11 protein-coding genes are annotated in these 12,227 nt (G+C 42.2%); 8 read left to right on the top strand and 3 right to left on the bottom strand.

Annotated elements, in window-relative coordinates; translation table 11 throughout:
* Positions 1-7: 7 nt before the first annotated feature.
* Both AC3Z9T_RS12520 and AC3Z9T_RS12525 read left to right on the top strand, forming a co-directional pair.
* A complete protein-coding gene (locus AC3Z9T_RS12520) occupies positions 8-2,902 on the top strand; it encodes a valine--tRNA ligase (RefSeq protein ID WP_490126456.1) in 2,895 nt (964 codons plus the stop codon).
* A 174-nt stretch (positions 2,903-3,076) separates the two neighbouring features.
* The gene (locus AC3Z9T_RS12525; RefSeq protein WP_490126457.1) at positions 3,077-3,574 is read left to right on the top strand and encodes a GNAT family N-acetyltransferase; all 498 of its coding nucleotides are present in this window, start codon (positions 3,077-3,079) and stop codon (positions 3,572-3,574) included.
* A gap of 54 nt (positions 3,575-3,628) precedes the next feature.
* On the opposite strand, the gene rraB is transcribed toward AC3Z9T_RS12525, so the two are convergent.
* Positions 3,629-4,042 (bottom strand): ribonuclease E inhibitor RraB, encoded by a 414-nt coding sequence (gene rraB / locus AC3Z9T_RS12530; RefSeq protein WP_490126458.1) that lies wholly within the window; start codon positions 4,040-4,042, stop codon positions 3,629-3,631.
* Between the two features lie 164 nt (positions 4,043-4,206).
* Here rraB and argF point away from each other — a divergent pair, with 164 nt between their 5' ends.
* From argF to AC3Z9T_RS12545, 3 genes are all read left to right on the top strand, one after another.
* A complete protein-coding gene (gene argF, locus AC3Z9T_RS12535; protein WP_490126459.1) occupies positions 4,207-5,232 on the top strand; it encodes an ornithine carbamoyltransferase in 1,026 nt (341 codons plus the stop codon).
* A gap of 864 nt (positions 5,233-6,096) precedes the next feature.
* Positions 6,097-6,564 carry a hypothetical protein gene (locus AC3Z9T_RS12540; RefSeq protein ID WP_490126460.1) on the top strand — a complete coding sequence of 156 codons (468 nt, stop codon included), beginning with the start codon at positions 6,097-6,099 and terminating at the stop codon, positions 6,562-6,564.
* The gene (locus AC3Z9T_RS12545) at positions 6,564-7,067 is read left to right on the top strand and encodes a tetratricopeptide repeat protein (protein WP_490126461.1); all 504 of its coding nucleotides are present in this window, start codon (positions 6,564-6,566) and stop codon (positions 7,065-7,067) included. The genes AC3Z9T_RS12540 and AC3Z9T_RS12545 overlap by 1 nt, the downstream gene beginning before the upstream one ends.
* Before the next feature lie 123 nt (positions 7,068-7,190).
* On the opposite strand, the gene phnX is transcribed toward AC3Z9T_RS12545, so the two are convergent.
* Both phnX and phnW read right to left on the bottom strand, forming a co-directional pair.
* A complete protein-coding gene (gene phnX, locus AC3Z9T_RS12550) occupies positions 7,191-8,000 on the bottom strand; it encodes a phosphonoacetaldehyde hydrolase (protein WP_490126614.1) in 810 nt (269 codons plus the stop codon).
* Positions 8,000-9,112, bottom strand: a complete 1,113-nt coding sequence (phnW, locus tag AC3Z9T_RS12555) for a 2-aminoethylphosphonate--pyruvate transaminase (RefSeq protein WP_490126462.1) — start codon at positions 9,110-9,112, stop codon at positions 8,000-8,002. The genes phnX and phnW overlap by 1 nt, the downstream gene beginning before the upstream one ends.
* Before the next feature lie 139 nt (positions 9,113-9,251).
* Between phnW and phnR the strand changes: the two genes are divergently transcribed.
* The 3 genes from phnR to phnT all read left to right on the top strand — a co-directional run bounded on the left by phnR (position 9,252) and on the right by phnT (position 12,226).
* Positions 9,252-9,971 carry a phosphonate utilization transcriptional regulator PhnR gene (phnR, locus tag AC3Z9T_RS12560; RefSeq protein WP_490126463.1) on the top strand — a complete coding sequence of 240 codons (720 nt, stop codon included), beginning with the start codon at positions 9,252-9,254 and terminating at the stop codon, positions 9,969-9,971.
* A gap of 124 nt (positions 9,972-10,095) precedes the next feature.
* A complete protein-coding gene (gene phnS, locus AC3Z9T_RS12565; RefSeq protein WP_490126464.1) occupies positions 10,096-11,109 on the top strand; it encodes a 2-aminoethylphosphonate ABC transporter substrate-binding protein in 1,014 nt (337 codons plus the stop codon).
* A gap of 7 nt (positions 11,110-11,116) precedes the next feature.
* Entirely contained in the window at positions 11,117-12,226 is a 1,110-nt protein-coding gene (phnT, locus tag AC3Z9T_RS12570; RefSeq protein WP_490126615.1) for a 2-aminoethylphosphonate ABC transport system ATP-binding subunit PhnT, read from the top strand.
* Position 12,227: the final 1 nt, after the last annotated feature.

Here is a 12,227-nt window from a genome sequence, read left to right on the forward strand (position 1 = left end):
ATTAAAGATGGACAAAAAACCAGAGAATGCAATTACCGAGCCTTCGCTCGATAAAACTTATAATCCTGCTGAGATTGAGCAGTCACGCTACGCTCATTGGGAAAAAAGCGGTTATTTCAAACCAAATGGTGATACTAGCAAAGACAGTTTCTGTGTCGTGATCCCACCACCGAACGTTACAGGTAGCCTGCACATGGGGCACGCTTTCCAGCAAACTATCATGGACACCATGATCCGTTACCAACGTATGCAAGGTAAAAATACCTTATGGCAAACGGGTACTGACCATGCAGGTATCGCAACGCAAATGGTTGTTGAGCGTAAAATTGCCGCTGAAGAAAACAAAACACGTTACGATTACGGTCGTGAAGCGTTTATCGACAAGATCTGGCAGTGGAAAGCAGAGTCTGGTGGCAATATTTCTCAACAAATGCGCCGTTTAGGTGATTCAGTTGATTGGGATCGTGAGCGCTTTACTATGGATGAAGGTCTATCCAAAGCGGTTAAAGAAGCCTTCGTTCGTCTGTATAAAGACAACCTAATTTACCGTGGCAAACGCCTTGTTAACTGGGATCCAAAACTGCACACTGCAATTTCTGATCTGGAAGTTGAAAACCGTGAAGTGAAAGGCTCTATGTGGCATCTGCGTTATCCATTAGCGGATGGCGTGAAAACAGCAGAAGGTAAAGACTATCTGGTTGTTGCCACAACGCGTCCTGAAACCATGCTAGGTGATACAGGTGTTGCTGTTAACCCTGAAGATCCACGCTACAAAGATTTAATTGGTAAAGAAATTATTCTACCAATCGTCAATCGCCGTATTCCAATCGTTGGTGATGAACACGCTGACATGGAAAAAGGCACCGGCTGTGTAAAAATCACCCCAGCTCATGACTTTAACGACTATGAAGTCGGTAAACGTCACCAGTTACCAATGGTCAATATGTTAGATCTGGATGGTAACGTTCGCCAAGAAGCTGAAGTTTTTGATACCAACGGTAACCCATCAACCGCTTGCAGTAGCGAAATTCCTGAAGCTTACCGTGGAATGGAACGTTTTGCGGCACGTAAAGCATTAGTGGCTGATTTTGATAAACTTGGCCTATTGGTTGAAGTAAAACCTCACGATTTAACTGTACCTTATGGTGACCGTGGTGGTGTGGTTATCGAGCCAATGCTAACTGACCAATGGTATGTGCGTACTAAACCCTTGGCTGAAAATGCCATCAAAGCGGTTGAAGACGGTCGTATCCAGTTTGTGCCTCGCCAATATGAAAACATGTACTACTCTTGGATGCGTGATATTCAAGACTGGTGTATTTCTCGCCAACTGTGGTGGGGCCACCGTATCCCTGCATGGTATGACGATAAGGGCAATGTTTACGTAGGTCGTGATGAAGAAGAAGTTCGCCGTGAAAACAACCTTGGTGCTGATATTGCACTGCGTCAGGACGATGACGTGTTGGATACTTGGTTCTCTTCTGGTTTATGGACTTTCTCAACATTAGGTTGGCCTGAAAATACCGAAGCACTGAAAACCTTCCATCCAACGGATGTATTAGTCAGTGGATTCGATATTATTTTCTTCTGGATTGCTCGCATGATCATGCTGACCATGCATTTCATCAAAGATGAAAACGGTGTTCCACAAGTGCCGTTTAAGACTGTTTATATGACAGGCCTGATCCGTGATGAAGAAGGTCAGAAAATGTCTAAATCCAAAGGGAACGTTATCGACCCATTGGATATGATCGACGGTATTTCACTGGAAGATTTGCTGGAAAAACGTACTGGCAACATGATGCAGCCGCAATTAGCTGAAAAAATTGCTAAACGTACCCGTAAAGAGTACCCAGATGGCATTGAAGCACATGGTACTGATGCACTGCGTTTCACCTTGGCTGCGTTGGCATCAACCGGTCGTGATATCAATTGGGATATGAAACGTCTGTCTGGTTACCGTAACTTCTGTAATAAGTTGTGGAACGCAAGTCGCTTTGTGTTGATGAACACTGAGAACCAAGACTGCGGCCAAAATGGCGGCGACATGAGCTTCTCTTTGGCTGATCGCTGGATCATGGCGCAGTTTAACCAAACTATCAAAGCCTACCGTGAAGCTCTCGACACTTATCGTTATGATATTGCTGCGGGTATCTTGTATGACTTCACATGGAACGAGTTCTGTGACTGGTACTTAGAGCTATCAAAACCTGCCGTTCATAAAGGTAATGAAGCACAAGTTCGTGCTGCTCGCTTTACCTTGATCGAGGTTCTGGAAGGCTTACTGCGTTTAGCGCACCCTATCATTCCATTTATCACCGAAACCATCTGGCAACGTGTGAAAGTGGTGAAAGGAATTGATGCAGATACCATTATGTTACAGCCATTCCCTGAGTTTGATGCAGCAAAAGTTGATGAATTAGCGTTAAGTGATTTGGAGTGGATCAAAGAAGCTATCATTGCAGTTCGTAATATTCGCGCTGAAATGAATATCTCTCCAGGTAAACCACTCGATGTCATGCTACGCGGTGCATCTGAAGATGCGAAACGCCGTGTGGCAGAAAACGAAAACTTCATTAAATCAATGGCACGTTTGGCAAGTATTCGTGTACTGGCTGATGGCGAAGAAGCACCAGTGTCGGTGACTAAACTGGTTAGCGGCACAGAACTCCTGATCCCAATGGCAGGTCTGATTGATAAAGATGCTGAGCTGGCTCGTCTGGACAAAGAGCTGGATAAAGTCAGCAAAGAGATCGAAGGCATCGAAAGCAAACTCGCAAATGATGGTTTTGTCAGCCGCGCGCCTGCTGCGGTGGTTGAGAAAGAGCGTGAGCGTTTAGCCGCTAACATTGAAGCTAAAAGCAAAATAGAAGCTCAAAAAGTTACTATTGCATCACTGTAATTTATTGCTTTTAAAATAATGACAAGCCCTTATTAATTCGATTAATAAGGGCTTTCTTTTAAAGTCATTGAAATTCGATTATCATCAAATTACTGCATTCGCAGTTCTCAGATTGAAGTTCCCTTCGGTTCTCTCTCACTGAGTTGTAAAAAATAAAAACAATGAGAGTCTGTTATGACAACAAACACAAACCACACCATTCGTTTAATCGAACAAAAAGATAATGCAGGTATTGCTGCGGTGATCCGTGAAGTTTCCGCTGAGCATGGATTAACGGCAGATAAAGGCTTTGCCGTCGCTGATCCTATTTTAGATACCCTCTATGAAGTCTACAGCAAGCCGCGTAGTGCTTATTGGGTGGTTGAAATGGAGGGGAAAATTGTTGGTGGAGGCGGAGTCTCACAAGTAGCTGGTGGTGATCATGAAACCGCAGAACTACAAAAAATGTACTTATCCTCTGTGCTCAGAGGCAAAGGACTCGCTAAACAAATAGTATTGATGTCATTAGAATTTGCCAAATCACAAGGTTATAGCCGTTGCTATCTAGAAACAACCGCGGAATTACAAGCTGCTATCAAATTGTATGAGAAGCTAGGCTTTGAGTTTATTGATGAACCATTGGGTAATACCGGTCACAGTGACTGTGAAATTCGAATGTTAAAAGCATTATAGCTTATCAACAATCAGAGGATAGCCACGCAGCTACCCTCTGATTATCAGTTACGATTAGTGAATGCGTTCGCCTTCTTCTTCATCGTCACCGTCTTCGTCATCATACTCAGCGTCTGGATCCTCAAAATAGGTTCCCCAACCATCGTAGTTAACACCGATTTTTTCTGCCAGTTTCATTAACTGATCAACTTGAGCATCAATCAATTCTGCATTTAGCGCACTTTCGCTGATCACATCGCAACACATCAGTGTCACGCCATTTTCAACTTCTAGCTCTTCAGCATCAGTGACTTCATAGCCTAATTTAAAGGCTTCTACTGCGGCTTTTTCGAGTAGTTCAAAATTATCAGCAGAGAAATGGTGTTCAATTGCATATAATGCATCTGGATCACTGCCATCTTCCAGTAACTCTTCAATAATTAAACGAGTTTCTTCGTATTGAGCTTCTTGTTCAGCTTTATCCACCATGTCCACACCCCTTTTTATCATTATCGCTAGTCTCAAACCCATTCTCCCATAGGGTTGCTACTGAAACCATACTTATGTGAATAATTTCTTTTCTACAGGGGGTTGATTTTGAATTTTTATGAATATAAATTGAATATTAATTCAATTACAAAAGGCTATATTGTATGAACCCCTTCTATAAAAAGCACTTTCTAAGGTTACTTGATTTTACGCCCAATGAAATTCATTCATTACTAAAACTCTCTGCATGGCTGAAAGCACAGAAAAAAGCGGGTCTTGAGCAACCACTTCTCGCAAGCAAAAATATCGCCTTAATTTTTGAAAAAGACTCCACGCGTACTCGTTGTGCATTTGAGGTGGGTGCATTTGATCAAGGTGCTCGCGTCACCTATCTTGGCCCCTCAGGTAGCCAAATTGGTCATAAAGAAACCATGAAAGATACTGCTCGTGTTCTTGGTCGTATGTATGATGGTATTCAGTATCGGGGGTTCAGCCAATCCAATGTTGAAACCCTCGCGGCTCATTCGGGAGTGCCTGTATGGAATGGATTAACAAATGAATTCCATCCCACACAGTTATTGGCCGACCTGCTAACAATTCAAGAGCATCAACCAAACAAACCACTGTCTGAAATTAAATTCGCCTATCTGGGGGATGCACGTAATAACATGGGTAACTCAATGCTAGAAGCGGCTGCATTAACCGGTATGGATATTCGTTTAGTTGCCCCAAAAAGTTGCTGGCCAGAACAAGAATTGATAGAAGAGTGCCAGCAAGCTGCCCTCAAAACAGGCGGTAAAATCACGCTAACAGAAGATGTTGCAGAAGGAGTGAAAGATGCTGATTTCCTTTATACCGATGTGTGGGTTTCTATGGGTGAACCAAAAGCCGTTTGGGCTGAGCGGATCAATTTACTCAAACCCTATCAGGTCAATATGAATGTGATTAAGCTGACAGGTAACCCCGATGTAAAATTCCTACATTGTTTGCCTGCATTCCATAATGAAGACACGACCCTAGGCGCACAACTTGCCGAAGAGTTTGATATGTGGGGTGGATTGGAAGTCACTGAAGAGGTTTTTGAGTCCCCATACAGTATTGTATTTGATGAAGCAGAAAACCGTTTACACACTATCAAAGCCGTGATGGTAGCAACGTTAGTATCTGAATTACCAAAAGACGCGATTTGATAATGCCATGGTTACAAACACCACTGAAAGTGGTGGTGTTTGGTAACAAAATTTTTAGGGTATACCATAAAATAAACTCTGAAAAATTGAAGTTATCATTAATTGATAAAGGATCCATCGTTAAATTTATAGATAACATTCTTTCTATAAAATAAATGAACATTTTAAAATGTAAGCTAGTGTTAATTAATATAAGAAATAATAATTAATAACTAAATATACAAATTAAGGAAAACGCATTAAAGGAGTTAAAAACACAAGAATAGTCTAAATCCAAGTAAAACCATTTGTTGAAAAAATAGTGAAATCAATAAAAATATATTTTTAATATGCGACCCAGCACATTACTAGCCTTACCCCTTCAGTCTAACCACCTTGTCAATACTTTAATTTAAACATCAGGTTAATTAAATCACTCAGCCAACAACTATTAAATCTCAATAGTCATTAAAATAAGAAAATCAATATAAAACATAGCATTAAAACATTATAGAGAATGAGCTTAAATACCCAACATTGGACATTCGCCATCAACAAATAACAATAACTCGTATAAAGAGTTAACTAATATTACATCAATACTCATTTATGATTAATACCATTTTAATTCTTATGCCGACCTTCATATCAATCAAATGATTAACTTGCAGATAGCTGGTCAAATAATAAAATCCCTATTGAGGCTTCATATAAATAAAGTTAGAATTAATACTACCATTACCATTGATTAAATACTCTTTTTTTGAATTTTTATTTACAAAAAAAATACGCCCTATATGAATATATAAGTCGATGTTCCATACATTTCATCATTTATTTATATAAAAAAATGTCAATTATATTGCAAGAATGAGCCCTAACGATATGGATAAAATAAAACAAGCTTTGCAATCTCAACAACAACGACAGTCCCAACAAGAATACTATCGCCAACAGCAACAAGACCACTTAGCACAGCTTTGCCAAGAGGTTTCGCAATGGTTAACGACGTCTAAAACAGTAGAAACACTCACCACCCATGCCAGTGGCCCTGATTACCTTCTTCATCTTCATTATCCTAATGAACATACGCTAGTTCTGCGTTTTTCACCTTTATGGGATAAGAAATCAGAGAAAATTAAAATTGCCTTGTCCATTTTTAATATCGCTACCCCAAAATCTCGCACTCAACTTCAATTAGTATGGCAAGCCAAGCAGCAACAATGGCGGATCACCAAACTAAAGCGCTGTGTTTTTCGCTTCAGTAGTTTTTTTTATAGACGCTTCTTTCAAAAAAATGTGCTTGAACAATATCTTCTTGATTTCTTTAACCGTGCAGGGATGGCTTATTGATGGCAATCACAAGCTATATGTTGTCACAGTGGCACTCAGCTTTTCGCTGGTGGGGACTTGGCCTTGCACTGTTTTTGTTTAGCCTAAATAGCCAAGCACTGCCTTTGAATACACTGACACAACAAGCAGAGCAAGGAGATGCCAATGCACAGCTAGAGCTCGCTAAACGCTACTTCAATGGTATTGGTCTTCCACGGAACTACCAACAAGCATTTGTTTGGCTGAAACTATCTGCGGAGCAAGGTCAGGTTGATGCGCAGTATTATTTAGGTTGGATGTATGCACACGGCAAGGGGCTTGAAAAGGATCCAAATCAAGCATTTTATTGGGTTCAACTCGCCGCTCAACAAAATGATGGCCAAGCACAATATTTACTCGCTCAATTCTATGATAGTGGGTTTGGTGTGGAACAAAATGCAATACAAGCCCATTCGTGGTATCAAAAAGCATGCACACATCGCATTCACCTAGCTTGCCTGAAAGTAAAATCAAAGCTGAAGTAGCTTTCTTCCATATATAAAATATTGATGAGAGTAAACATTAATAACTACCTGTTTGGCCTACTTTATTTAATGTGAATACCAAATAAAAGTAAGCCAATTTGTCAAAAAATGATCAATACAAGACTAAGGTTTTTCACCATTTACTAGCCGTTTATTGATTTTCTCAATAACAGAGGGTAAATCGGCCAATGTATCAACAACATAATGGGCACCCGCGGCAAATAATTTATCCGCCGCTTGTTGACGTAGCTGATTGACTTCTTCGGCTGACATGTTTTGATATTCATCCCATGTTTTGCCAAACTCATTACCTGATAAGGCCAACCCAACGCTCCACATACCTGCGTTACGTCCTTCCTCAATACCCGGTACAGCATCGTCAACTTTCACACAATGGGCAACGGCATCAATGCCTAACTCAATAACATTTTTTAAGGCCATCCAAGGTCCAGGGCGTCCACCAGCAGCGAGTTCATCACTCGCAATCCAATAATCAGGTTTATAGCCTAACAACTCTGCCGCAGGCACTAGTTTTTCCATTACTGCCCGTGGGTAGCCGGAGCATGAGCCAATTTTGATCCCTGATGAGCGCAATAATTTAATTGTGTCGACAACACCTGCAATAGGAGCCGCAAAATCAACCACCTTGGCGATTTGCAATGGCATAAAGGCATTGTAAATCGCATCTATATCATCATGACTCATTGAGCGGCCGAATTTTTGCTGCCAGCGCGCATCTATTGTTGCAAGTTTACCGAGTGCTTCAATATGTTGCCATTTACCCAATCCCATTGGAATTCGTGCTTCTGCAAGGGTGATATCAATACCAAAAGCACTCTGAAATGCTTCGATAAAAATTTGTGTTGGCGCGAAAGAACCAAAATCGACCGTTGTACCCGCCCAATCAAGGATCACTGCATTAATACGTTCCATCATGACTCCTTATTTTCCCAATACATGGCTTTTTCGATCGCCAATAATAAAGCGGCAATATCTTGTTGATAAACTTCACCAATATTACCGATACGGAAGCAATCACTTTTCGAGACTTTCCCCGGATAGATAACAAACCCCTGAACTTTCAACCGCTCATAGAATTGCTTAAAACTGTAGCGTGGCTTTTTTGGTGAATAAAATGCACTGATAATGGGCGAATGCACCGCATCATCAAGCAAGGTTTCAAAACCTAGCTTACGCATACCAGCAACCAATTGGATTTGATTTTGCGAATAGCGATGGTGACGAGCAATCACTCCACCTTCCTGTTCCAGCTCTTTGAGCGCTTGTGCAAACGCTAATACGGTATGAGTGGGTGAAGTAAAACGCCACTTGCCTTGATGTTGCTCCATGCATTGCCACTGTGCATAAAGATCTAAAGACACTGAGCGCGAACGATGTTCACATTGACTCAGCTCATCTGCTCGAGCGATCACAAAAGCAAAACCTGGCACACCTTGAATACATTTGTTGGCTGAACTAATCATAAAATCAATATTCAACTCAGCAATATCCATAGGGATCCCCCCAAAGCTGCTCATTGCATCAAGCAGGTAACGTTTGTTGTAGCGTTTAGCTAATTCCCCCACCTGTGCAATAGGGTTTAAGATCCCTGTAGTGGTTTCACAATGCACCATCGCAATATGGGTAATAGTGTGGTCTTGCTGTAGTAACTGCTCGATATGATCAATGTCAGGCAATGAAACTTCCCCGCAATCATACAAGTCATGGGCAAGCCCCATACGCTGCGCCATTTCAGCCATACGTGCACCATACGCTCCATTACTGATGATCAGTAACTTGTGTTGAGGAGCAATTACACTACCTAATACAGCCTCAACGGCAAAACTGCCACTGCCTTGAAGTAAAACTGACGTGTATCCAGCCGCTTGTGTCGCCAAAGAGACTAGCTGTTGGCGGATCTGTTGTACCACGCCAAGGTTATAATCATCATCCCATGTACAGCTATCAAACAGCATCGCTTGTTTGACCGTTTGTGATGTCGTCAAAGGACCGGGGGTTAATAACAAATAATCGTGTGCAGACATTTCACTCACCTATTGGTCTATACCAGATTATATTATAATGCGTATAATTAGCTTAAAAGGTCAAAGGAAAAGTCACTCTGCAACAAAAAATTCATATAACTCTGTATAATATGAATGATAACTAACGTGGTGAACATCTATGAAATCAACTTCAGAAGAGCTTCCGCAATACCGGCTGATCACCGCTCAATTGCAAACAAAAATTGAAAGTGGCAGCTTGAAAAGTGGCGATAAGCTGCCCTCAGAACGTGAGCTGTGCTCAATATACAACACGACTCGTATCACTATTCGTGAAAGTTTGATGCAATTAGAGTCTAGTGGGGTGATTTACCGATCTGAGCGACGCGGCTGGTTTGTCACGCCTGAGCGCTTATCGCTTGATCCAACACAGAATACCAACTTTCATAAGCTGTGCCTTGAGCAAGGTCGTCAGCCCAAAACCCAATTACTGGAAGGCCGTGTTGTCACTGTCCCAAATCAAGTCAGCAAACCGTTATCATTAGAGCCTTTTGAAAAAATATATTTACTCACTCGGCTACGTTTCGCTGATGATCGTGCTATTTGTTATTGTGAGAACTATTGCTTACCTGCTCGTGTTCCTGAACTACTTAGCCATGATCTGAATGGTAGCCTCACTGAAGTTTATGAAGCTCACTACAATCTGATTTATACTAGTATGCACCTATCGTTTTATCCTACCGCCATGCCTGAGCAAGCTGCCAATGCACTCGGAGTTACCGTCGGTCGCCCCGCGCTACTGCTGCAACGCTTAAACTATGATCAATACGGCCGCATACTAGATTATGATGTGGAATATTGGCGTCATGATAGCTTGCGTATTGAGGTTGATACGCTATAAATTAATGCACCAAAAATACATTTTTTGAAAAAAAAATAGATTTTCATCTTTCTGTCACAATCTCTCGTTAGCGTAAAACCAACTGGTATATACCAGAAAATTATTTCGCTAACAGGAGATCACCATGAAGCTTTCTCGCCTTTCTTGCTTGTTAATGGCAACACTATGTTCAACCCCCGTTTTAGCCGCCCCCGTGGTGACCGTATATTCAGCCGACGGCCTGCATGATGGCAATAATAGTTGGTATCAGAACCAATTTAATGAGTTCACCCAGCAAACTGGCATCAAAGTACAATATGTCGAAGGTGGATCTGGTGCAATTGTTGAGCGTCTTGCTAAAGAACGCACTAACCCACAAGCCGATGTGCTGGTTACCTTACCGCCTTTTATTCAACGTGCCGCCACCAGCAAACTACTCGCTGAATTTACCCCTGATGCCGCCGCAAATATTCCCAACTCAACCACTTATTACACACCTATCGTTAATAATTATCTGACATTTATCTATAACGACAAATTACTAAAAACCGCGCCGAAAAATTGGGATTCATTACTCGATAACCGCTTTAAAAATAAACTTCAGTACTCAACCCCCGGTCAAGCAGGTGATGGTACTGCCGTTATGCTACAGGTGTTCCATAGCTTTGGTAGCAAACAAGCAGGGCTTGATTATCTAGGTAAGTTGCAAGCTAACAACGTCGGTCCTTCTGCGTCGACAGGCAAACTAACCGCGCTGGTTAACAAGGGTGAACTGTATGTTGCTAACGGTGATTTACAGATGAACCTATCACAGATGGAACGTAACCCTAACGTCAAAATCTTTTGGCCTGAAGACCAACAAGGTCAACGCAGTACCCTAATACTGCCTTATGTAGTTGGGTTGGTTGAAGGGGGTCCAGAAACGGAAAATGGCAAAAAACTGATTAATTTCCTATTAGATAAGCAATCCCAAAGCCGTGTTAGTGAGCTTTCTTGGGGGATCCCAGTACGCACCGATATCACCCCTACCGATGAAAAGTATCGTACGGCAATCAAAATGATGGAAGGCGTGAACAGCTGGCAACCTAATTGGGATGAGGTTGCAGTTTCACTTTCAGATGATATTTCACGTTGGCATAAAGCAACCGAAAGTGAGTAATGTTGGCATGTTGATGAAAAGAACGATGAATCCAACGGTAAAAGCGACGGAGCACTCAGGGATCACCCTCGAATCATTGCGGGTTTCCTATCATGACAACGTGGTACTTAAACCGTTATCACTGACTATCGAGCCCGGTGAGATCTTAGTACTCATCGGCCCTTCAGGCTCAGGAAAAACTACCGTTTTGCGGGCGATTGCCGGTTTTGCACAACCAGACAGCGGACGTATTTTACTGGGTGATACGGATATCACCCACCTTCCTCCTTATCAAAGAGGGCTTGGTATGGTGGTACAAAACTATGCACTATTTCCTCATATGAAGGTTGAAGACAATGTGGCTTTTGGCTTACGAGCACAAAAGCAACCGAAATCTTTAATCAATGAACGTGTTGTTGAAGCCTTGAAAATTGTGGGTATGACTGACTATGCAACGCGCTACCCACATCAGCTTTCGGGAGGGCAGCAACAGCGTGTGGCTATCGCTCGAGCTATTGCAGTGCGTCCGCGTGTCTTGTTACTTGATGAGCCTTTATCTGCTCTCGATGCACAGATCCGCCACAATATGGTTGAAGAGATTGCCCGTTTGCATCGCGAATTGCCTGAGTTAACGATCCTTTATGTCACCCACGATCAAACCGAAGCCCTCGCACTAGGTGATAAAATTGGCATTATGAAAGATGGCTATATGGTGGCACATGGTGAGAAAAATGCGCTTTATCACCGCCCACCGAACCGCTTTGCGGCAGAGTTTTTAGGTCGAGCCAATATTTTACCTGCAACCACCCTAGGTGATATCAATCATTCAGGGCAAGTCAGCGTCAGTTGTTTAGGATCGCTGATTGAAGCACAGACTTCGGGTGTACGCTCTAGCGGTCATAAACTTGTTTGCGTTCGCCCACAGCATATTAGTTTGTCTCCACGCTCAGACACCTCAAATCACCTAAACGCCACACTGCGCTCTATCAATTGGAAAGGTGACCTAACTCATTTGATCTGCGATATCGCCAATGAAACCATCAGTGTTGCAGTCACTCATTTGCATCCAAGCCCACGTATTGGCGATCCGCTAACACTGTGGTTTTCCCCCACAAATACGATTTTAATTGAGGCGTGAC

The sequence above is a fragment of the Providencia sp. 6390 genome (genome assembly GCF_058148425.1).